Origin of the sequence: Streptosporangium sp. NPDC006007 (genome assembly GCF_040614315.1) — a bacterium.
Classification (GTDB): domain Bacteria; phylum Actinomycetota; class Actinomycetes; order Streptosporangiales; family Streptosporangiaceae; genus Streptosporangium.
Genome location: NZ_JBEXUG010000050.1, coordinates 1 through 20,031, shown reverse-complemented (window position 1 = coordinate 20,031; position 20,031 = coordinate 1). Strand labels below are relative to the sequence as shown.

The window sequence follows — 20,031 nt, the reverse complement described above, 5'->3', positions numbered from 1 at the left end:
ACAGCCCCGGAGAGATACAGCCGCGGTGCCCGCGGGGCGGAGCCGAGCCGCCAGCAACCTCCCCGCGCACGTGGCCCGTGTCTTCAAAGGGCGCCGCGAGGAGCCCGCCGCCATCGGCGTCGAACTCTTCTACCTCCCGCCCCGCAGTCCCGAACTGAACGACATCGAGCGGGTGTGGCGCTCGGCGAAGTATGAGGACTACCCAGGGCGCGTCCACACCACCAACGAAGCGATCGGCACCGCAGTCGACCAAGCCCTGAACCGTCAACGCGCACACATCAATGGATCAGCAGCAAACTTCACCAAAGCCGCTAGGCATCACCGCATCGGGCATTACGGCAGTTGCGGGAGTGGCGGAGGTCCCAGACGCTGCGATGTTCTTGATGGGATGCGGGATCACGGCGGTCGCTGCACCGGCAACAAGAGCCCTGACAGTTCGTACCTTGAAGCAGAAGGTCAATTCTCTTTGGTGGGCGCTCGGAGCGGCGTTGCTGATCCCCATCGGCGCTTTCGCCCACCAGCAGTGGTTCGACCTCGGTAAGGCCCAGGACGAGGAACAACTGATGATCGTTTCGGGGTCTGATAACGAAGAACGCCCCGGCCGTAATGGCGAATTCCAGGGGTCGTCGCAACACCATGATCAATTGGTGGCTGCGAGCAGCATAGCGAGACGCTCGGCCGGGGTATCCCAGTCGAGCGTCTTTCTCGGTCTGGAGTTCAATTCGGCAGCGACGGCGTTGAGCCGGTCGCGGCCGTGGACCGACAGGTCGGTGCCCTTGGGGAAGTACTGGCGCAGCAGGCCGTTCGTGTTCTCGTTGGAGCCGCGTTGCCAGGGACTGGCCGGGTTGCAGAAGTAAACGGGCATGTCGGCGGCGAGGGAGAACTCGTGATGGCGGCCCATCTCGCTGCCCTGGTCCCAGGTCAGGGAGCGCTTGAGATGGGCCGGCAACGTGGCCATGGTCTCCACCAGGGCGTCGCGCATGCGCTCGGCGCTGCGGTCGATGGGCAGGTGGACGAGCAACACGTAGCGGGTGGTGCGCTCGACCCGGGTGCCGATGGCCGACGCCTGGTTCTTGCCGATGATGCAATCGCCTTCCCAGTGGCCGGGCACGGCGCGGTCGTCGGCCTCGGCGGGCCGTTCGCTGATCATGAGCATCGGGGCGGAGTAGCGGGGCCGGCGCTGCTGGGCCAGGCGGCGGGGCTTGCGCATGGTGCGGCCGGTGCGCAGGGCTCGGGCCAGCTCGCGGCGCAGCTCGCCGCGGCCTTGAACGTAGAGCGCCTGGTAGATGGTCTCGTGGCACACGTGCATCTCCGCCTGCTCGGGAAAGCTCCTGCGCAGGCTCCGGACGACCTGCTCGGGACTCCAGCGCTTGTACAGGTGCTCTTGAATGTAGGCCCGCAGCTCCGGGGTCTGCCCGATCTTGCTCGGCTTGGGGCGCGGCCGGCGCGCGTCGGCGCGGGCCTGGGCCGCGTGCGGCCGGTACCGGCCGTTGGTGGGATGCCGGTTGCGGCGGACCTCCCGGCTGACGGTGGAGGGCGCACGGCCGAGCTCGCGTGCGATCTGGCGGATCGGCGCCTTCTCCCGCACCCGGTCGGCGATGTGGATCCGTTCGTCTTCCCGCAGGTGGCGAGACGCGCTGGAAGGGGGCACCGCCGGTCGTCTGACCGGCGGTGCCCCCTTCCTTCTCGCCTTGTTCGGTGCCGAGCCGTTACGCCACCGATTCCCCGCGCCGCAAGCGGTCCCACGGTGAGGGGACGATCGTTCAGCGCAAGGACGGGCGCTACGAGGCGAAGGTCTTCGTCCCTACCACGGCGGGCACGATCAAGCGTGTCAGCGTGTACGGCAAGACACGCGAGGAGTGCCACACCAAGTTCGTCGAACTCAAGGCGCAGGCTGATCAGGGCGTTCCGGTGGCCGCCGAGAGCTGGACGGTCGGTGGCTACCTGGCCTACTGGCTGGAGCGCATCGTCCGCGCCGAACGGCGCCCCAAGACCGTGCAGGGCTATGAGGGCGTGATCCGGCGCTACCTCGTCCCCTCCCTCGGCCGAAAGCGACTCGACAAGCTCAACGCCGCTGAGGTCCGTCAGTTCGTCACGTCCCTGCGCAACGGCTGTCAGTGCTGTCAGCGGGGCTGCGACAAGGCGCGCAAGCCCGCAGAGTGCTGCGTCAAAAAAGGCGGCACCTGCTGTGCGTACAAGATCCAGCCCCGTATGGTCCAGTCGATCCACGCCGTCCTCCGCAACGCCCTGGAGAACGCGGTCCGTGAGGAGGTGATCCACCGCAACGTCGCCAAGCTCGTGAAAGTCTCACCGCCCAAATACAAGGTCAACCGGGGCCTGACCGTCGTCCAGGCCAAGGCGATCCTCAAGGTCACCCCGGGTCATCGCCTCGGCGCGCTGTACGTCCTGGCCGTCTGCCTCGGCCTGCGACGTGGAGAGCTCCTCGGGCTCCGCCGGCAGGATGTCGACCTGGAGGCCGGGACGCTCGAAGTGATCCAAACCCTCCAGCGGGTCGGCGGGCGACTCCAGTTCGTCAAGCCCAAGACCGAGGACTCCGAACGCACCATCCCGCTCCCTCCGATCTGCCTCGACGCTCTCAAAGAGCACCGCAAGCGGCAGTTCGCGGAGCGCTCCGACCACGGGCCGGACTGGGAGGATCACGGCCTTGTGTTCCCCTCTCGGCGCGGTACCCCCATGGAGCCGGACAATCTCCGGCGAAGCTGGGGAGAGATCCGCACCGCGGCCGGACTCGGGGCCGTACGGCTTCACGACCTCCGGCACACCTGCGTGAGCCTCCTGCTCGACCTGGGAGTGCCTCCGCACACCGTCCGAGAGATCGTTGGCCACTCCGACATTGAGGTCACCATGACGATCTATGCTCATTCCTCCCTCGATGACAAACGGGCAGCACTGAGCAAACTCGGCCAATCGCTTACTTAGCCGTTGGTACCAACAGGGCCCGGCAACAAGCCGGGCCTTCGTCATTTCACGGCCACGTTGGTGTCGATGAAGAGCATCAGCCCTGTTCGGCGGATGTAGGAGGCGACGTTGGTACTCACGCCTCGTACCGCGCCAGTCCCGGCGCGTTGTCGTCAGACACAACGAAAAACGCCCCGGCTTATGATCGGCTCGGGGCGCCTGTGCTGTTCAGATGGTGTGGTCAGGGGCGGGGTCGAACCGCCGACCTTCCGCTTTTCAGGCGGACGCTCGTACCGACTGAGCTACCTGACCTCGGCGGTGAGTCGAACACCTACCGGAGCGGTCCTGACGGGACTTGAACCCGCGACCTCCACCTTGACAGGGTGGCGAGCACTCCAAACTGCTCTACAGGACCTTGCTTGGCAAGGAGCTGCGCTCCCTGCTTTCTTGCCTCGCTTAGCTTACCAGTTCTTCGGCGGTCTTCGACCTGCCGTTTCCCTGACGAGCCAGGCTCGGCCGGTGCCCCCAACGGGATTCGAACCCGTGTCGCCGCCTTGAAAGGGCGGTGTCCTAGGCCACTAGACGATGGGGGCTCAGGACTCTCATCCTGTTCCATTGCCGTCTTCCGCTGGAGACCTCTGAAGCATAGGGGACTTTTGATCCCGATGCCAAAGCGGTGTTCCGGCTCAAGGCGTCGTGGTGCCGGTGGTCGATCCCGCTGGAGACGGGGCGACCGTGGGCCCTGGGGAAATTGTACGGCCAGGGTCGGTCTCAACGTGACGTTCGATCTGAACGGACTGCTCCCCGAGACCTCCCAGCGTGATGTCGTCCCAGGCCCGCAGGCGATGTGTCTCCCGATCGAAGTACAGAACCGAGGCCGCGACGGGGGTCGGTTCGTCGTGTTCCAGGGCGCGTAGACCGGCTCCGCCGGTGGAGCCCTGCACGAGGAGGCGGGTCCCCGAGGCGAGCAGTTCGGTGGATCGTTCGTGGGAGTGTCCGGCGAGGATCATGGGAGCCGCGCCGGAGAAGCCCTTCGCGATCGTCGGGTCGTGCACCGCCACCAGGTCGACCGGTGGAGACGCCTCGCCGAGCCGGGCGGCGTGGGAGCGCCCCAGTGCGGCCAGGGACTCCAGGTCGGAGTCGACGGCCACGGACTTGTCGGGGGTGAACCGGGGGTCGCCCAGGCCGTAGAGGCGCAGCCCCGCCACGGTCTTGACCGATCCGTCGAGGACGACCGCGCCCTTCTGCCTGGCCACGGCCCGCTGGGTGGCCATGGAGTCGTGGTTGCCCCTGACGAAGACGTACGGCAGGCCGAAGTCGCCGATCTCCTTGACGAACTTCTCCTCGGGCCCGGTTCCGTGGTCGGTCAGGTCACCGGTGTCCACGATCACATCGATCTTGAACTGGGTGGTGACCGAGTGGATGAGGTTCCAGGCGATGGGGTTGAGGTGGATGTCGGAGACGTGGAGCACCCGGATCGAGGTGGGGTCGGAGTCGTAGAGCGGCAGGGCCGAGACCGTGTCGTAGAGCTGGGAGACGTTGTTGACCAGCTTGGCGAGCTGGAGCCGGTAGGACTCGAACTTCGTCACGATCGACTCGGCGTCGCCGACCAGGGACGGCGCTCCGGCGAGCAGGCCGGTGTACTTCGGCTCCACCACGGAGTCCGGCCGGAAGGTCAGGGCGATGGCCGCCCCCGTGCCGGCGATCGCGACGGCCCCGCTCAGCAGGCCGGCCAGGGCCGCTCCGGGCCGGCGAAAGACGATCAGCGTGCCGACCAGGGCGCCCGCCAGGCCGCAGAGGACGGCTCGCAGTACCAGCGTCTTGACGCCTTCGCGCAGTTCCCTCTCCAGGAGGGCGGGAAGCTGGGCGGAGAGCCGGGAGTCCTCCAGGAGCGCCCCGGCGCGGGCGGGGTTGATGTTCTCCAGGGTGACGCGCAGGGCGATCGGGGCGTTGTGGGTGTCAAAAAGGAGCTCGCCAAACGGGTGGGCGTCCAGGACGGTCTCCCCCGCCCAGGACGGCTGGAGGGACATGCCGATCTCGACCGGTCCGACGTTGGCGTGCACGGCCCCGCCGAGCGTGACGCCCAGCCAGGCGCCCGCGACGGCGACGGCGACGACGGCCGCACCGCGCACGGTCCGCCCCTTCGCGAAGCGGCGGAGCCCGGGGGTCCAGTTCTTGGGATGCATGCGCATGTCTCTTACCCGGAAACAATGGGCACAATGGCAGATGTGATCGAGGTCTCGCGAGAGAGGTTCGAGGAGCTCGTGGCCGAGGCGCTGGACACGATCCCTCCCGAGCTGACGAAAGTCATGGACAACGTGGTCGTGGTGGTCGTGGACGATCCTCCCGAGCCGGATCTGCTGGGCCTGTACACGGGGATCCCTCTCACCGAGCGGGGCGACTGGTACGCGGGGGTGTTACCCGACCGGATCGAGATCTACCGTAACCCGATCCGGTCGATATGCGAGACCGAGGACGATGTGGTGGCGGAGGTACGGATCACGGTGGTCCATGAGATCGCCCACCATTTCGGCATCGATGACGACAGACTGCACGAGCTCGGCTGGTAGCCAAAGCCACATTTACACATCACCCTGCGCCATGCCTGAAATTTCCCAATTTGCGGCTACAGCCTGCATGGGGTTGGTCGCTTTCAGTTGCGCGTCGGCGATTCAACGGGCACCGTAGGTTACATAGTGACCACCCACAGTCAATGTGCCTGTAGCCCAGCGGAGTCCTATGGCGGCCACCAGGCCCGGTCGGCTACCCGGGCGGCACCGCCGCCCTGCCGAGCGGCAAGCGACGTACGGCGAGATCTTCGCCATTGGCGAGTTTCGCGCGCTCTGGTTGGCGCAGGGGCTTTCGCTCCTCGGCGACCAGCTTTCCCGAGTGGCCCTGTCCGTGCTGGTATTCCAGCGTACGGACTCGCCCCTGGCCACGGCATCGGTCTACGCCCTGACCTACCTGCCACCGATCATCGGCGGGCCGTTGCTCGCGGCCCTTGCCGACCGCCACGCCCGCCGGCGCATCATGATTATCTGCGACCTGCTCCGGGCGGTCATGGTCGCGCTCATGGCGATCCCGGGCATCCCGTTCCCCGCCCTGTGCACGCTGGTCTTCTGCGTGGTGCTGCTCAGCGCCCCGTTCTCGGCCGCCAGGGCCGCGCTCCTGCCCGAGCTGCTCGAAGGCGACCGATATGTCGCGGGCTCTGCGCTGCAGAACATGACCAACCAGGGCGCCCAGATGCTGGGCTTCGCCCTCGGCGGCGCCCTGATCATGGGAATGGGGCCGTACCGGGCACTGGCCCTGGACGCGGCCACGTTCATGGCCTCCGCGCTCATCCTCGTCGCCGGGGTACGGCGACGCTCCGCCCCCAGCCGCGGCGACGCGGGCCGTCCGTCCATGTGGACCATGACCCTGGCCGGCGCCAGGCTCGTCTTCGGCGACCCCCGCCTGCGAACACTGGTGCTCTTCGCCTGGCTGTGCGGCTTCTACGTGCTCCCCGAGGGGATCGCGACCCCCTACGCGGCCGCGCTGACGGACGACCCGCGGCGGGTCTCGTTCGTCGCCGGCCTGCTGATGGGCGCGATGCCGACCGGGACGGTCATCGGCGCGTTCCTGTTCAGCCGGTACGTCAGCCCGTCGAGACGGCTGCTCACCATGGGCTGGATGGCGATGCTGACCTGCGCGCCGTTGATCCTGTGCGCGCTGCGGCCACCGCTCGCCGTGGTGCTGGCCCTGTGGTTCGTCTCGGGCGTCGGTGGCGCCTACCAGCTCGCGGCCAACGCGGCTTTCGTGCAGTGCGTGCCCGCCGAACGGCGGGCCCTGGCCTTCGGGCTCGTGCACTCGGGCCTGCTGGCCTCCCAGGGCGTCGGCATCCTCGTCGGCGGTGCCGCCGCCGACAGGCTGGGCCCCGAGACCGTGGTGGCCCTGGCCGGCGCGGCGGGACTGCTCGTCGCGGCCGCGCTGGCCGTACGCTGGACCCGTTCCCGCCAGGAGATCATCGAGAGGGTTCGCGCCGAGGCAGGCCCCTGAGTCACGCCTGGTGGCCGGGGTCGTCGTAGTTCCGCGGAGCGGCGGGGGCGGGGGCGGGGTGCCGCGGAGCCGGCTCCTGGTGGGTCGGGTACTGCGGAGCCGACTGCTGCGGCCCCCGCTGGCTGGTGGCCCTGGTCCAGCTCTGCTCGGCCTTGGCCCAGCCCTGCTCCGCCTTGGCCTTGGTGTCCAGCCAGACCGGATTGTCCTTGTTTCTATCGACCAGGTCCTGGAGGATCGACCTGTTCTTGCCCTCATCGGGCAGGAGCAACCAGCCGATCACGTAGATTCCCACCCCCAGTCCGCCGAAAAGGCCGGCGACGGCGAGAACCGCACGGATGATGTTGGGGTCGATTCCGATGTAGCGTCCGAGACCGGAGGCCACACCGGCGATGATGCGGCCGTCCCTGGTCCTGCGGAGCTGTCTGACGGGCGAGAAGTCGTTTTCGCTCATGCCTTCAGACTGCCCGGTAAAGGGGTCCGATCACATCGGGATTCCCCCTGGCCCGACCCTGACATGCCATCGGTGAGCGTCGGCAATACCCTGACAGGGGCCGACGAGAGAGGAACACCCCATGGACGACCTCCTGCACATCGACGACGCGCTCTCCGAAGAACAGCGCCTTATCCGCGACACCGTGAAGGAGTTCGTGGCGGACAAGGTCCTTCCCCACGTGGGCGACTGGTTCGAGGACGCGGTCTTCCCCGCCCGCGAACTGAGCCCGCTGCTCGGCTCGCTCGGCGTGCTGGGCATGCACCTGGAGGGGTACGGCTGCGCGGGCCTGGACGCCGTCTCGTACGGCGTGGCATGCCGGGAGCTGGAGGCCGGTGACTCGGGGCTGCGGTCGTTCGTCTCGGTGCAGGGCTCGCTCGCCATGTTCCCGATCTGGAAGTACGGCTCCGCGGAGCAGAAGGAGGAGTGGCTCCCCCGGATGGCCGCGGGGGAGGCGATCGGCTGCTTCGGCCTGACCGAGCCCGACCACGGCTCCGACCCCGCCAACATGCGCACCCACGCCAAGCAGGACACCTCAGGAGACTGGATTCTCAACGGCTCCAAGATGTGGATCACCAACGGATCCATCTCCGACGTCGCCGTGGTGTGGGCCCAGACCGAGGACGGCATCCGCGGCTTCGTCGTCCCCGCCGACACCCCGGGCTTCTCCGCCCCGGAGATCCACAAGAAGATGTCCCTGCGGGCCTCGGCCACCTCGTCCCTGTACTTCGACGACGTCCGCCTTCCGGCGTCGGCCGTACTTCCCGGGATCCGTGGTCTGAAGGGCCCGCTGTCGTGCCTGTCGGAGGCCCGCTTCGGCATCCTGTGGGGCGTTGTGGGCGCGGCCCGCGCCTGCCTGGAGTCCGCCGTCGACTACTCCAGAACCCGCGTCCAGTTCGGCAAGCCCATCGGCGGCTTCCAGCTCACCCAGGAGAAGCTCGCCTGGATGTACGTCGGCCTGGCCCAGTCTCAGCTCACCGCCCTCCACCTGGGCCGCCTGAAGGACGCCGGCACCCTCACCCCGCGCCAGGTCAGCTTCGGCAAGCTCGCCAACGTCCGCGCCGCCCTGGACATCGCCCGCCAGGCGCGCTCCATTCTCGGCGGCAACGGCATCACGCTGGAGTATCCGGTGATCCGGCACATGAACAACCTGGAGAGCGTGCTGACCTACGAGGGCACCCAGGAGATCCACACCCTCGTCCTCGGCGAGGCCCTGACCGGCATCCCCGCCTACCGCTGAGCACCGCCCACCGCCGGACCAGCGGGACGCCTCGCCTACCGGGGCGTCCCGCTCACGGAGCCGCCCCGACCCCACCGAAACACCGGCTGAGCCGTCCCGGCCATCTGGGAAACGTCGCCCGATCGGCGCGGGACGTCTCCGCCCGCCGGCCGTCTACCGCTGAAGCGGCGGCCGCTGAGGCCGGCCGCTGGGACACCAGCCGGGGGCCCGGGCCGCTCTGCTCAGCTCCTCCCGCCAGGAGACGCCCCCGCGCATGTAGAAGCGGAGCAGCTCGGCGGTGGCCCGGGCGTCGACCAGCGCGGCATGGGCGCCGGAGAGCGGTATGCCCGCCCGTTCACAGCAGGCGGCGAGCGTCACCTTTCCCCCGGCTCCTGTGGGGATGAAACCGGAGGCGAGCCGCTGGGTGCACAGGGTCTCGGTCACCCAGTGGCTCTCCGGAAGGGCCTTGAGGAAGCGCAGGTCGAAAGAGGCGTTGTGGGCGACCAGGACGCGCCCGGCGATCCGCCGCCAGATCTCGTCGATGACCTCTTCGATCACGGGCGCACCGGCGACCATCGCGTCGGTGATGCCGTGGACGTGCACCGCCCCCGTGCGACGGCGCGGATTGACCAGCGAGTGCCACTCGTCGACGGTCGCGCCCCCGCGATCCAGGGAGACCAGGGCGATCTCACAGATCTGGTCCCCCCTGGCCGGGGAGAAACCTGTGGTCTCCACGTCGACCACTACATAACCCTCCTGGGAGGACACAGAGACACCACCGGTCGACTCAAGCCCCGCGCTCGTCATGGGTGCCACTGTACGAGCCGCCTCCCCCTTTCACGTACGATTCGGCCAACACCGAGCCGCGTACGGGCCTGGCGACGGACGTTAGTGGACACTATCCTCGGTACGCTGTCTCCAGCGGGGCGTTAGCTCAATGGTTAGAGCTGCGGACTTTTAATCCGTAGGTTCTGGGTTCGAGTCCCAGGCGCCCTACCACTCCTGACCAGGAATTCAGGCTCTGACCTGGGCCTTTGTTCCTGACGACCTCCCTCGGCGCATGCAGCTGGACGCAGCGGAACGCAGCCGTCCGCCACCGGTCCCGGAACATACGCGGAATGGGACCGGCGGTGTTTTCCCAGGTGAGGGCGGGGATTCGGAGGACGCGCGGAACGATTCCGCAGGGCCGCGAACGCCCGCACGACGAAGGACCCCGAGGGGTGCCCGGGGTCCTTGCCGTTCCGTCATCGGGGATCTCAGATCGAAAGCGCTTCCACGATCCGCTTGTTCGCCGCCTCATGCTGCCCGTCGATGCACCGGGCATAGACCTTGAGCAGAACATCCACCCCGTGGCCCGCCCGCTCGGCGACCTCCGGCGCGTGCACCCCGGCGTTCAGCCAGAGCGAGACCGCCGCGTGCCGCAGGTCGTACGGCCTGCGAGCGAGAGGGGAGGCGACCTGCTCAGGGGTGAAGGCGTACGCACGAGCCTGCCTCCACACCATCGAGACCGTCGAGCCGGGAAAGGTCTGACCGGTCCGGGTCCGAAACAGCCGGCCGTCCTCGGCGACGCCGTACCTGTCGATGTGGTCACGCAGGGCGGCCACCAGTTCAGGAGGAATCGGCACGTGCCGCGTCGCCTTGCCGTCGCGGTGCTTGAGGCCCCGTTCGTCGTTGGACTCCCCCGAGTCGGTGTAGCGCCTGTTGCTCTCCGGCCGGGTCCTCTCCAGCGTGAGCGCGCCCCACCCGGTCGCCGGAAGCTCGCAGTCCGCCTCACGCAGTCCGGCCGCCTCGGCGGGACGCAGCCCGGCGAAGTACATACAGGCGAACATCGCCGCCATCATCTGCCCCCGGGTACGGCCCGCGTAGGTCACGGCGGTGAGCAGCTCACGCGCCTGAACCGGGTTGACCACCGCCCGCCGGTCGATCTCGCCACCGGTCTTGACCTTGCGAAACTTCACTCTGTGAATCGGATTGCTGGACAACTCCCCCAGTTCCACCGTGTACTCCAGCACGTGGTGGAAGACCGCCCGCTTGCGCCGGTAGGTCGAGGCGGCAGCCGCCTTGCCGTCCAGGCGCAAGGAGATGGCCTCCAGAGCCGCCCGCGTGTGCTTGGGGTCCTCCATCGCACCCAGCGGCAGCGAAGCCGCCTCCAGCCACCGCACGGCTTTGAGGACCTTTGGTGAGGGAGCCGGGCGGCGGCCCTCCGGAACGAAGGAGTACTCCAGCAGCGCCCGCCTGATGTCCTCGTCATCGGGACGACCAGGGGCGTCATTGACGAGAACGGGGGTGATGTAGGCAAGAGAGTCGGTCGTGCCCTCGCGAGTCTTGGCCGCCGCGTGGGGCCACCAGGCGTGGACGTAGGTGACGGCCAGGGAGTACCAGGTTCGAGCACCCTTGGCCTTGACCATCGACACCGGGAGACCGGTCTCCAGGTCGAACGCCTCACCGTTCTTGGCCGCCTGCCGCAGATCCGACAGGAAGCTCTCAGCCAGCCCCTTGGTCTTGAAGGTCGAGGACCTCTCCCGGTTGGCCACGGTCCAGCGAACGGTGTGGGAGACGATCCGGGGCCTCTTCCCTCCAGCCTCGGATCGGGTGTTGGTGCGGATCCCCCAGAACTTGACCTTGTAGGAGGTGCTCACGCGGCCTCCCTCCGGCTCTCAAGCCAGGAATCGAACTCACTGCGATAGAGCCGCAGCTTGCCGTTGGGCAGCCGGAACCCGGCCGGGAACTTGCCGATCTCGCGCCAGCGGTACAGCGTGCGCTCGGAGACCCCGCGCAACTCGTCCAGGATCTCGGGAACGGTCATCAGCTCGTCTTTCTTCTTCACGCCGCCTCCCCGAGTGCTGTTGTCGCCGAAAGGTTGTGGGTGGGTCTGCCGTCTGCTCTGGCCCGTAGCTCGTCGAGGCGGGCTCTGGTGTGGTGGCGGTTGGCCACGCCGCGCAGCAGCCGCACCGGCAGCGGGGTCCGGGTCGGGTCCTTGGCCGAGACCGGCCGCCAGACGTAGCGGTGCGGGTCGGTGGCGGTGTCGTCGCCGGGCAGGCCGAGCATGTCGAGGACCCAGGCGCGCCGGTCCTGCTTGTGGTCGCGGAGGGTCTTGTTGGACCACTTGCGGGAGACCAGGACGCGGCGTCCGGCGTAGCCGAGATGTTCGGCCTTGTGCGCCTTGCCCCGGCAGCGGCCCGGCGTCATGCCCGCTTTGGCGGCCTTGGGCTGGATGCCGTAGCGCAGCCAGTTTGCGCACGCCGGGGAGCACGGTTCGTAGCGCAGCGCCTCGATAAGGCGGGCGGCGTGGTCCCGGCGGGCCCGGTTGATCACCGCGCGAGCCGGACCGGCCTCCTCTTCTTCCTGGGTGTCTTCGGCAGGGTCGAGGTCGAGGGTCTCGCCCAGGCTCTTGGTGAGGTACTTGGTCAGGTACCCGATCCGCTTGTGTGCGTCCGGGGAGCCCGCCAGGACGCCCTGGACGTCGACCTGAGTGCCGAAGCGCACCACGTGCAGGGGTTCGGCGGTCTCGTCGGCGTCGAGCCGGTTGAGCGCCTCATCCCAGGTGGGCAGGAGTTCACCGGTGGCCGGGTCAACGTAGTCGCCGCTCTGCCCGTCCGCGTATGGCTCCGCCTGTTCGGCCCGTTCGGCCCAGACCGGCAGGTGGTCGCCCTCGAACTTCACCTCATCCACCTGGGGCCACCACACCTGGTGATAGGTGGCCGCCGCTATGGCCTTGATCTCGGCGCGGGGCAGGGTTCCGCGGATCGCCATGTGCAGATGCGGCGCGAACCGCTTCTGCGGCTCCACGGTGGCGAAGTACTGCACGTCGTACCCGGCGACCCGGCGGAGGTTCTGTACGAACCGGTCGACGAGCTTGGAGAAGTGCAGGGCGTCGCGGGCCGCCGCTGCGTAGTCGTAGCCGGACGGGTCGACCGGCGCCCCCTGTCCGGGGCGGATCTTGCCGTATGAGGGCAGGGTGAGGGTGATGAACAGCGAGGGCCGGAACACCTGCCCGTCCGGGGTGATGAAGGTCCGCCCGAGGGTGGTGTTCTGCCGGGAGCGCTTGGGCAGGTCCGGGGCGTCCTGGCGTCGCCGGGTGGAGCGGGACCGCCGGGGAGCGGTCCGGCCGCCGGTGACGTTGCCGCGCATTCCGGCGGCGTTGATCTCGGCGTCGATGCCCGCGATCGCCTCGTCCCAGCCGGTCACGTCGTCGCCGTCACGCTCGGCCGTATCCCGCCTGGCCTGCACGTCGGCGCGGAACTCGATCAGCCACTTCTGATCGTCGGTGGCCGGGTGCGGCTCGGACACGGGTTCGGCCTCCAGGTGCCAGCCCTCCCGGCACTGGGCCTTACGCAGCTGCTTGTTGCGCCGGGCGCAGGGCGGGCACTTGGCCTCGTTGGTGGTGCCGCACGGGATGTCGAAGGGTTCGCTGCGGCCGGTGTGGGTGTCGAAGCGGCGCAGTTCGATCGGGCGGATGCAGACGCCGTTGAGCTTGGCCACCTCCACCGCCACATCGAGGGCCAGCGGCAGCGTGTCGCGGACGGTGCGGGGAAGGGTGCGATCGGCGCCGTTGGGGCCGTGGCCGCCGGCCGTTGAGAGCAGCGGTTGGGGGGTGGACGGGTGGGCGATGTCGGTCACCTGACCTCCTTCCAATGTGGGTCGAGGACGTCGGCGTGCAGCCGGTAGGCGTCGCTGTAGGGGTCCTTGAAGAGCTGAAGATTGATCAGCACGAGGCGCGGCGGGATCTCGGCCTCATCCAGGTCGAGTAGCCCGGAGGCGCTCAGCTCGGCCCAGGTGGCGCAGATGACGACGCGCATCAGGCCACCTCCCCGGGCAGGGGCAGCGTGTCGGCGGTGAACACGGCGACCATGTTCCGGATGTCGGTGTCGGAGACGTAGGCGGCGCGGGCCCGGATCGGGTCGGGCGAGGTCTCCAGGCGGACGTAGGCGATGCCCGCGCCGCGTTCCGGCCGGGGGGAGATGAGGTCGGCCAGGGCTCCCCGGTCCCGGGCGCCGTCACCGAGCACCATGTCCACCTGTTCCGACTCGTCCAACCTGAGCGCGATCTTGTCGGGGAACAGGTTGCGGATGGTCAGCACGTCTTTTCGTGGGTCCTGGAGGGCGGCCAGCACTCCGACGCCGACCGCGCGGCCCTGAGTGGTGAGGGTGGCCAGGGCGGCGATGGTGCGCACCCGAAGGACCTTGTCGGGCTGGTAGGCGGTCAAGAACGCCACCTCGTCCACCACCACCAGGACGAACGGATCCTGCGAGGTGGGGGTGTGGTTACGCCGGACCCCGGCGAAGCGACCCGCGCGTTCCTGCATGACCTTCACCGCGGCTTCCAGCAGCTCGACGCAGGCGGCGGGGTCGGCGGCGTAGTGGTCGCCGAACAGCTCCCGGCCGAAGGACAGCTCCATGAGTTTGGGGTCCAGCGCCCAGATCTCGGCCAGCCCGGCGCTGACGGCGGGCAGCAGGCCCCGGATCGTGGACCAGATGACCGACCCCTTGCCCGCCCCGGTGGCACCCGCGACCAGGACATGGGTGCCGTGGACCTTCAATCGCCAGGGGGCGCCGTCCTCGCAGCGGCCGATCTCCACCGGCCCCACCGACGCCGTCACGGGGATCGGGACGGCGGGCAGCGGAACGGCTAACGGATCACGGCGTGGGAAGGTCAGCAGCAGACGGCCGGACCGGATGACGGTCACCTGGCAGGAGGCGGCGCCGAACCCGTGCGCGAGCTGCTCGGTGCGCTCGGCCCAGTCGGTGACGGCCTGCCCGGTGAGGATCTTCACCGTGACCAGGTCGGCCCACGAGGTGCACGAGACGGACAGGAGGCGGGGCAGGTAGTCGCGTCCGCCGAGGTGGCGGCCCAGGCCGGAGATGAGCATCACCGGCTGCCAGTGCCGCCGGTAGACCCACACCAGCCGCCAGAAGGCCAGCAGTCGCCGGCCGATCATGCGCAGGAATGAGTCTCGGCCGACCAGGCTCCAGGCGGCCGGGACGACGAGCAGCAGGGCGATGACGCCGAGGCCGTACGGCCAGCCGTACCGGGTCCAGATCACCCCGGGGACGGCGACGACGGCCGAGGCGACCGGGTGGCGCCACAGCAGCCGCAGGAGTCCGGCGACCGTACGCCAGGCGAAGATGACCAGCGTCACCAGGGCGGGGGTACGGACCACGGCCGGGCGGAACACCACGGCGGTGTCGGGGGTGGTGGAGACGAGACGCTGTGCCTCGTCGCCGGGCAGTTTCTTGAACATTAGGCTGGAGCCCTCTTCCTTGATTGTGTGTCCGGGGAGAACCGAGGGGCCGCCGGAAGTAGCCGCTTCCAGCGGCCCCGCTTACGTGGTCAGGCCGGGTCGTCGTCCCGGTCCGGCGAGGACGCGGGAACGGTGGCCTGCGCGGTGTGCAGGCGCTCGCATTCGTCCCGGTAGCGGGCGGCGGCGTCGGCGATCTCCCGGGCCAGGTCCACGTCCTGTGCGGTGACCGGGCCGCCTCCGGTGGTGGAGATCGACAGCTGGCCCTCGGCGCTGCCGATGCACAGGCAGGGCCGGACGCCGCGGATGTTCATCGCGATGACCGACAGGTCGGCGGTGTGGAAGGAGACGCCGAGCCGGGTGTTTCCGTCGAGGATCGTCGCGGTGACGTAGGTGTAGGGCTGGTGGTCGTCGAGGGTGTTCATGCTGCGATCTCCTTGCTGGTCGTGGCGTCCTTGGCCGACGCCGACGCCGAGGTGGTGGTGTGCTTGGTCGAGGTGGCAGCCGTGCGGGGAGCGCGCATCGCCCGCGCCCGCAGCGAGTAGGCCAGCCGCCCGGAGTCCTGGCCGACATACGGGGTGACGGTCATGCCGTCGAACTCCACCGGGGTGAACGGCAGGCCCGGCAGCGGCGGCGGCGGAACCGGCTGGAGCTCGGTGAGGATCTTGACGGTGACCGACTTCTGGGAGGCCTTGGCCTCGGGGTCGGCGTCGACCACGGAGACCTGCCACACCGGCAGGCCGGTGGTCTTGTCCTTGGCGTAGACGGTGCGGCCGTTGGTGGACGCGTCGAAGTCCTTGACCTGCTGCACCTCCCCCACCAGGTAGCAGCCGTGCGGGAAGACCTGGTCGAAGCCGATCGAGATCGGGCCCTGGATGGCCATGGTGATTGTTCCTTCCTTCAAGAGAGACCGATGTTCGGTCGTCCACTTGTCCGATTGAGTTGAGAGTAGCTCCTTCAACTCGTCCGCACAAGTGGTTAAGGCATGTGGCGGATCGGACTCACCACCACGACGGCAGGCCTTAGTGGATCAACGGCAGCGAAAGTCCAAGCCCGGGCCGGTGCCGTCATAGAGCTCCACGATCGCCACCCCGTCGGTGGGCTCCCCCTCCGTGGAGTACGCAGAACGCTTCGACGGCTCCGGCATCCACACGGTGATGTTCGGCGGGGAGCCGTCGACGCCCGTGATGTTGGCGCGATCGTAGTACTCGGTCAGTTCACGACCGGTGAGCGCCGTCCTCAGCGTGAACCGGGCAAGGTAGTCACAGTGATCGCCATTGCCGCGGAGTGCGATGGACGCATCAGGGCTGTCGTCCATCAGTTCGCTGTTCGGCGGCAGAGGGTGGCTCTCGAAGCTGTCGACCATGGCAGCCAGCTTCGCGTCATTGACCCACATAGGGATCTTGACGAGAAGAACCAGGAGAGCCAGCCCGATCAGCGGCAGGAGGGCGACCACGAGGCAGCCACCCTTTGAGCTGCGCCAGAACGACGCCTTCGTCGGCGGGTCTTCACCGGTGGCAGGGGGAACGTCTCGCACGGCACCATCCGAAGTCGGCTTATGTCACGGGGTAGACATCCTGCAACTCATGGAGATCACCCGGCAAGGCCGCCTCCATCACCATCAGCACAACTCCCGCCGCGTCGTGCACGGTGGCTAGCACGCCGAGGACGGGCTTGGAGTTGCCGAGCAGCTCGGCCTCCTCTTTCCTGGGGCTGCGAGCCGTGAGGCGTTCGGTGATGTGGTCGAACCGCAGGTGTTTGACCGTCTGGAGATGCCGGCGCACTCCCTGGCGAAGTGGTTCGGGCTTGTCCAGGTCGGTGCCGAGGGCGATCTCCAGCGGAAACCACAGGGTCTCCACCGCCGAGAGACATCCACCCCGCTGTGCCGTCCGCCGACGTGCGATCACCGGCGTCTTCTCGTCGACGCCCAGGAGGCGGGCGATGTGACGGGGAGCCGGAACGCGCCGGACATCGGTGACGCTCTCGGGGCTCTCCGGCTGCTCGGTCACGGCCAGGCCCGGCCGTACGCGATCCGGTGAGCTCTCCGGGCGCCCCTTCACGAACGAGCCCCGCCCGTGCTCCCGCTCGATCCAGCCCTGCATCGCCAGCATCTGCAACGCCCGCACCACGGTCGTACGGCCCACGCCGAACTCCCGGACAAGCTGTGTCTCGGATGGCAGCATGGCACCCGGGGCGTATTCACCGGCCTCGATCCGCTGCTGAATCGCCGCCATCACCTGGGCATACTTCGGCGGGGCGAAGTCCATGCTCATGTTAACCGCCCGATTAGTCTTCCACTTGTCTGCATAAGCACAGTACTGGTTAAGGCGGAGCCTGTCAGGACTCTGCCGACCAGGAAAGCGCCTAACGCGCCCTACCCGCCAGCAGAGCCGCCCAGACGACCTGCGCCTCCCCGTGCGGCCACGCGTCGCTTTCGGAGACAACCCGTCTGCCCCTGCTCACGACGGTCCGGCGGATGAAGGCCAGGCCGCCCACCTCGCACAGTTCGTAGGAGGTGAGCCGATGCTCGTAACACGTCCATGCCCTCACCCGCGCACGCTCGAAGCGATACAGCGGACGCCAGATGAGGATGCGGTGCTCGTCCTGCAAGGGAAGAGGGTGCGGTGTCAAGCACAACGACCCGTCGACGATCGTCCGTACCCTCATGACGCGACCCTCTCGAAGCGCACCGACCCCGCCGGGTCCACGGCCGCCCGGAAGATCACCCGCCGCGACCAGTCGTCCGGCACGGTGCCGAAGTCGTAGATCCGGTGCGTGATCCGCCCCCACACCGCCGCGTTCGAGCTCATCCGCGCCAGCGTCGTACGCAGCGTGTCCATGGCCGTGGCCTGACCCGAGCTGATCCCGCACGGCCCGAGCTGGTCGGTCCCCTCCGAGGTGACGAACACCTCCCACTCGAACATCTCGACGAGCTGCCTCTGCCCCTCGCAGAAGAGGCAGTCCTCCTGCGCCGACTGTTCCATGTACATGCTCGCCGCGGCGATGCATCCACGGCGGGTGACGATCTTCCAACCCCGCCCGTCGCATTCCGCGCACTTAACCGGCTCTGTCATGCCGGAAAGAATGTCCGGGCGAGCCTTCCACTCCTATTTCACGTGGATATACCGTCGTGAGATATAGGCTCCGAACTGTAGTGATACAGCAGCTCAGGGATCATTGACCTGGGGGTGAAATGCACGGAAATGCTTTCGATCCGATCGAAATCCCCGCATGGATCTGGGATCGAAATGAAAGCCAGGAAATCCTCAAAAATCGTGATGTGGCGGAATTGTTTAATCTGGCTGTCAAATACACTGGTGCGAGCCAGATCCGCATCAGCACGGCCACCGGCATCACCCAGGGCCGCGTCAGCCAGATCATCCACCGCAAGCGCCAGGTCACCGACCTGGAGGTCTACGAGCGCATCGCCACCGGTCTCGGCCTGCCCGACCACGCCCGCATGCTCTTCGGCCTGGCCCCGCTCGACCTCGCCTCACCCACCGGCGACCACGGCGACCACCATCAGGAGCAGACCGAGGAACTGACCGCCCGCCTCGAAGCCGCCGCCGCCGTCGACCCCGCCATGGTCATGATCCTCACCACCGACACCAACAACCTGCGCCTGCTGGACCGCCGCCTCGGGGGAGTCGCCATCGCCGACAAGATGCGCGCCCAGATCGCCCAGGTGGAACGCGCCCACCGCCACGCCGTACGGCCCGGCATCCGCGCCCGGCTCGCCCACGTCCTCGCCGAAACCTCATCCCTGGCCGGATGGCAGGCCATCCACACCGGCGCCCTCAACGACGCCTGGAACCACTACGAACACGCCAAGGCCGCAGCCCGCGAAGCCGACAACCCCGCCGTGCTCGCCTACGTCTCCGGCGAACAGGCCTACGTCCTGCTGGAACTGGGGCAGCCGGCTCAAGCCACCGAGCTTCTCCAGCACATCCACACCACCCACCGCGACCACGTCCCCGCCCGCCTCCGAACGTGGCTGTTCGCGGCCGAGGCCGAAGCCGCCGCGGTCCTCGGCGACGAGGCCACATGCCGCACGGCCCTCGACCAGGCCGCCGTACTCCTCCCCGGCGGAGCGGCCGACCCCGACATGCCCTACCTGTCCCTGGACTCCCACCACCTGGCCCGCTGGCGAGGCAACTGCCTGGTGCGCTTCGGCGACCCCGGAACCATCGAAGACCTGCGCTCAGCCCTGGCCGGGATGGACGGCACCTACAACCGCGCCGAATCAGGAGTCCGCTGCGACCTGGCCCACGCCCTCCTCGCCCAAGGCGAGGCCGAAGCCGCCCGGCCGCACATCCAACGCGCCCAGCAGCTGGCGACCATGACCGGCTCACGCCGCCAGCGCCTGCGCATCGAAGAACTCGCCAAAGCCGTCAAGCGCGCTCTGAACTGAGCCGATCCCGAGCCGCGTACAGGCCGATCAGCGTCCCTGACGTCCAGATGTCCCCGCAGGCGATGATGTCCGGGATCCGCGCCATCGGAATCCACTCGATGAGATCCGCCTCGACCTCCCCCGTAGGACCGCCGACCAACTCGGCCCCACGGGCCAGGAACAGGTTGTGCTCCGAATCGACCATGCCCGCCATCGGCTGGTAGGTGATCAGGTGCTCGATCTCCCTGACCCGATACCCGGTCTCCTCCTCCACCTCGCGGGCCGCCGTGGTGATCGCGTCCTCACCCGCGTCGATCAGCCCGCCGGGCAACTCCCAGCCCCACCGATCGAACAGAAACCGGTGCCGCCACATCATCAGCACCCGATCCCGCTCGTCGACCACCACCGCGATCGCCGCCCGATCCAGGTGCACCGCGTGATGTTCGAACCGCTCCCCATCCGGGATCTCGACATCAACGAGCCCGAGCCGGATCCACCGGTTGTCATAGACCAGGCGCTCACCGTGCACGACCCACCGCGACCGCTCTTCGTTGGTAGCCACACCGCGAAACTACCGCCCACATCCCCGGCGTACACGGCCATCACGACAGAGCGCACACCCCAACACGGAACACTGCCGAATTGTTCTCATGGGTATCAAGCGCGGCGGCGCGGCGCGCCGCCGCACGGCCCGCCGCCCGAACGCCGCCCGAGCGTGCGGCGTGGGCGCCGGTCTCGGC

Annotated in this window: 22 protein-coding genes and 4 tRNA genes; 7 read left to right on the top strand and 19 right to left on the bottom strand. The window is 68.3% G+C overall.

What is annotated here, in order from left to right; translation table 11 throughout:
• The first annotated feature begins 25 nt into the window (after positions 1 to 25).
• Positions 26 to 541: a transposase gene (locus ABZ194_RS26825; RefSeq protein ID WP_355599785.1), complete on the top strand. Its 516-nt coding sequence runs from the start codon at positions 26 to 28 to the stop codon at positions 539 to 541.
• A 99-nt stretch (positions 542 to 640) separates the two neighbouring features.
• On the opposite strand, the gene ABZ194_RS26820 is transcribed toward ABZ194_RS26825, so the two are convergent.
• Positions 641 to 1,651, bottom strand: a complete 1,011-nt coding sequence (locus ABZ194_RS26820; protein ID WP_355599784.1) for an IS30 family transposase — start codon at positions 1,649 to 1,651, stop codon at positions 641 to 643.
• Between the two features lie 47 nt (positions 1,652 to 1,698).
• Here ABZ194_RS26820 and ABZ194_RS26815 point away from each other — a divergent pair, with 47 nt between their 5' ends.
• The gene (locus ABZ194_RS26815) at positions 1,699 to 2,940 is read left to right on the top strand and encodes a site-specific integrase (RefSeq protein WP_355599783.1); all 1,242 of its coding nucleotides are present in this window, start codon (positions 1,699 to 1,701) and stop codon (positions 2,938 to 2,940) included.
• Between the two features lie 217 nt (positions 2,941 to 3,157).
• Here ABZ194_RS26815 and ABZ194_RS26810 read toward each other — a convergent pair.
• From ABZ194_RS26810 to ABZ194_RS26795, 4 genes are all read right to left on the bottom strand, one after another.
• Positions 3,158 to 3,231: transfer RNA gene (locus tag ABZ194_RS26810), tRNA-Phe, on the bottom strand.
• Between the two features lie 28 nt (positions 3,232 to 3,259).
• Positions 3,260 to 3,334: transfer RNA gene (locus ABZ194_RS26805), tRNA-Asp, on the bottom strand.
• 105 nt (positions 3,335 to 3,439) lie between these two features.
• Positions 3,440 to 3,512, bottom strand: a tRNA-Glu gene (locus tag ABZ194_RS26800).
• 93 nt (positions 3,513 to 3,605) lie between these two features.
• Entirely contained in the window at positions 3,606 to 5,105 is a 1,500-nt protein-coding gene (locus ABZ194_RS26795) for a metallophosphoesterase (RefSeq protein WP_355599782.1), read from the bottom strand.
• Positions 5,106 to 5,147: 42 nt separating this feature from the next.
• On the opposite strand from ABZ194_RS26795, the gene ABZ194_RS26790 reads away from it, so the two are divergent.
• Both ABZ194_RS26790 and ABZ194_RS26785 read left to right on the top strand, forming a co-directional pair.
• The gene (locus tag ABZ194_RS26790) at positions 5,148 to 5,489 is read left to right on the top strand and encodes a metallopeptidase family protein (protein WP_355599801.1); all 342 of its coding nucleotides are present in this window, start codon (positions 5,148 to 5,150) and stop codon (positions 5,487 to 5,489) included.
• 169 nt (positions 5,490 to 5,658) lie between these two features.
• The gene (locus ABZ194_RS26785; protein ID WP_355599781.1) at positions 5,659 to 6,954 is read left to right on the top strand and encodes an MFS transporter; all 1,296 of its coding nucleotides are present in this window, start codon (positions 5,659 to 5,661) and stop codon (positions 6,952 to 6,954) included.
• 1 nt (position 6,955) lies between these two features.
• Here the strand turns inward: ABZ194_RS26785 and ABZ194_RS26780 are convergent, their stop codons facing one another.
• Entirely contained in the window at positions 6,956 to 7,405 is a 450-nt protein-coding gene (locus ABZ194_RS26780; RefSeq protein ID WP_355599780.1) for a PspC domain-containing protein, read from the bottom strand.
• Positions 7,406 to 7,526: 121 nt separating this feature from the next.
• Here ABZ194_RS26780 and ABZ194_RS26775 point away from each other — a divergent pair, with 121 nt between their 5' ends.
• Positions 7,527 to 8,684: an acyl-CoA dehydrogenase family protein gene (locus ABZ194_RS26775; RefSeq protein WP_355599779.1), complete on the top strand. Its 1,158-nt coding sequence runs from the start codon at positions 7,527 to 7,529 to the stop codon at positions 8,682 to 8,684.
• Between the two features lie 153 nt (positions 8,685 to 8,837).
• On the opposite strand, the gene ABZ194_RS26770 is transcribed toward ABZ194_RS26775, so the two are convergent.
• Entirely contained in the window at positions 8,838 to 9,470 is a 633-nt protein-coding gene (locus ABZ194_RS26770) for a 3'-5' exonuclease (RefSeq protein WP_355599778.1), read from the bottom strand.
• A gap of 116 nt (positions 9,471 to 9,586) precedes the next feature.
• Here ABZ194_RS26770 and ABZ194_RS26765 point away from each other — a divergent pair.
• Positions 9,587 to 9,662 (top strand) — tRNA-Lys (locus ABZ194_RS26765).
• 257 nt (positions 9,663 to 9,919) lie between these two features.
• Here the strand turns inward: ABZ194_RS26765 and ABZ194_RS26760 are convergent.
• The 11 genes from ABZ194_RS26760 to ABZ194_RS26710 form a co-directional block, all read right to left on the bottom strand.
• Complete coding sequence (locus ABZ194_RS26760) at positions 9,920 to 11,302, bottom strand: site-specific integrase (RefSeq protein ID WP_355599777.1); 1,383 nt, start codon at positions 11,300 to 11,302, stop codon at positions 9,920 to 9,922.
• Positions 11,299 to 11,490: a helix-turn-helix domain-containing protein gene (locus ABZ194_RS26755; RefSeq protein WP_355599776.1), complete on the bottom strand. Its 192-nt coding sequence runs from the start codon at positions 11,488 to 11,490 to the stop codon at positions 11,299 to 11,301. Before ABZ194_RS26755 ends, ABZ194_RS26760 begins: the two co-directional genes overlap by 4 nt.
• On the bottom strand, positions 11,487 to 13,175 hold the full coding sequence (locus ABZ194_RS26750; RefSeq protein WP_355599800.1) for a replication initiator: 1,689 nt from the start codon (positions 13,173 to 13,175) through the stop codon (positions 11,487 to 11,489). The genes ABZ194_RS26755 and ABZ194_RS26750 overlap by 4 nt, the downstream gene beginning before the upstream one ends.
• A 104-nt stretch (positions 13,176 to 13,279) precedes the next feature.
• Positions 13,280 to 13,462 carry a hypothetical protein gene (locus ABZ194_RS26745; RefSeq protein WP_355599775.1) on the bottom strand — a complete coding sequence of 61 codons (183 nt, stop codon included), beginning with the start codon at positions 13,460 to 13,462 and terminating at the stop codon, positions 13,280 to 13,282.
• Positions 13,462 to 14,904, bottom strand: coding sequence for an FtsK/SpoIIIE domain-containing protein (locus tag ABZ194_RS26740; RefSeq protein ID WP_355599774.1), 1,443 nt, complete (start codon positions 14,902 to 14,904; stop codon positions 13,462 to 13,464). The genes ABZ194_RS26745 and ABZ194_RS26740 overlap by 1 nt, the downstream gene beginning before the upstream one ends.
• Positions 14,905 to 14,993: 89 nt before the next feature.
• A complete protein-coding gene (locus tag ABZ194_RS26735) occupies positions 14,994 to 15,326 on the bottom strand; it encodes a hypothetical protein (protein WP_355599773.1) in 333 nt (110 codons plus the stop codon).
• Positions 15,323 to 15,784, bottom strand: coding sequence for a plasmid replication, integration and excision activator (locus tag ABZ194_RS26730; protein ID WP_355599772.1), 462 nt, complete (start codon positions 15,782 to 15,784; stop codon positions 15,323 to 15,325). The genes ABZ194_RS26735 and ABZ194_RS26730 overlap by 4 nt, the downstream gene beginning before the upstream one ends.
• A 147-nt stretch (positions 15,785 to 15,931) precedes the next feature.
• Positions 15,932 to 16,438: a hypothetical protein gene (locus tag ABZ194_RS26725; protein ID WP_355599771.1), complete on the bottom strand. Its 507-nt coding sequence runs from the start codon at positions 16,436 to 16,438 to the stop codon at positions 15,932 to 15,934.
• Positions 16,439 to 16,457: 19 nt separating this feature from the next.
• On the bottom strand, positions 16,458 to 17,174 hold the full coding sequence (locus tag ABZ194_RS26720; protein WP_355599770.1) for a GntR family transcriptional regulator: 717 nt from the start codon (positions 17,172 to 17,174) through the stop codon (positions 16,458 to 16,460).
• Positions 17,175 to 17,265: 91 nt separating this feature from the next.
• The gene (locus ABZ194_RS26715) at positions 17,266 to 17,511 is read right to left on the bottom strand and encodes a hypothetical protein (protein WP_355599769.1); all 246 of its coding nucleotides are present in this window, start codon (positions 17,509 to 17,511) and stop codon (positions 17,266 to 17,268) included.
• A 53-nt stretch (positions 17,512 to 17,564) separates the two neighbouring features.
• Entirely contained in the window at positions 17,565 to 17,975 is a 411-nt protein-coding gene (locus ABZ194_RS26710) for a hypothetical protein (protein ID WP_355599768.1), read from the bottom strand.
• A gap of 206 nt (positions 17,976 to 18,181) precedes the next feature.
• Here ABZ194_RS26710 and ABZ194_RS26705 point away from each other — a divergent pair, with 206 nt between their 5' ends.
• Positions 18,182 to 19,312 carry an XRE family transcriptional regulator gene (locus ABZ194_RS26705; protein WP_355599767.1) on the top strand — a complete coding sequence of 377 codons (1,131 nt, stop codon included), beginning with the start codon at positions 18,182 to 18,184 and terminating at the stop codon, positions 19,310 to 19,312.
• Here the strand turns inward: ABZ194_RS26705 and ABZ194_RS26700 are convergent.
• Positions 19,293 to 19,853 (bottom strand): NUDIX hydrolase, encoded by a 561-nt coding sequence (locus tag ABZ194_RS26700; protein WP_355599766.1) that lies wholly within the window; start codon positions 19,851 to 19,853, stop codon positions 19,293 to 19,295. The two genes, ABZ194_RS26705 and ABZ194_RS26700, sit on opposite strands and share 20 nt — an antisense overlap.
• Positions 19,854 to 20,031: the final 178 nt, after the last annotated feature.

Coding starts and splice junctions, on each gene's coding strand:
- ABZ194_RS26795 (WP_355599782.1), bottom strand. CDS start 5,105: ATGCATCCCAAGAACTGGACCCCCGGGCTCCGCCGCTTCGCGAAGGGG.
- ABZ194_RS26785 (WP_355599781.1), top strand. CDS start 5,659: ATGGCGGCCACCAGGCCCGGTCGGCTACCCGGGCGGCACCGCCGCCCT.
- ABZ194_RS26780 (WP_355599780.1), bottom strand. CDS start 7,405: ATGAGCGAAAACGACTTCTCGCCCGTCAGACAGCTCCGCAGGACCAGG.
- ABZ194_RS26775 (WP_355599779.1), top strand. CDS start 7,527: ATGGACGACCTCCTGCACATCGACGACGCGCTCTCCGAAGAACAGCGC.
- ABZ194_RS26770 (WP_355599778.1), bottom strand. CDS start 9,470: ATGACGAGCGCGGGGCTTGAGTCGACCGGTGGTGTCTCTGTGTCCTCC.
- ABZ194_RS26745 (WP_355599775.1), bottom strand. CDS start 13,462: ATGCGCGTCGTCATCTGCGCCACCTGGGCCGAGCTGAGCGCCTCCGGG.
- ABZ194_RS26740 (WP_355599774.1), bottom strand. CDS start 14,904: ATGTTCAAGAAACTGCCCGGCGACGAGGCACAGCGTCTCGTCTCCACC.
- ABZ194_RS26735 (WP_355599773.1), bottom strand. CDS start 15,326: ATGAACACCCTCGACGACCACCAGCCCTACACCTACGTCACCGCGACG.
- ABZ194_RS26730 (WP_355599772.1), bottom strand. CDS start 15,784: ATGGCCATCCAGGGCCCGATCTCGATCGGCTTCGACCAGGTCTTCCCG.
- ABZ194_RS26720 (WP_355599770.1), bottom strand. CDS start 17,174: ATGAGCATGGACTTCGCCCCGCCGAAGTATGCCCAGGTGATGGCGGCG.
- ABZ194_RS26710 (WP_355599768.1), bottom strand. CDS start 17,975: ATGACAGAGCCGGTTAAGTGCGCGGAATGCGACGGGCGGGGTTGGAAG.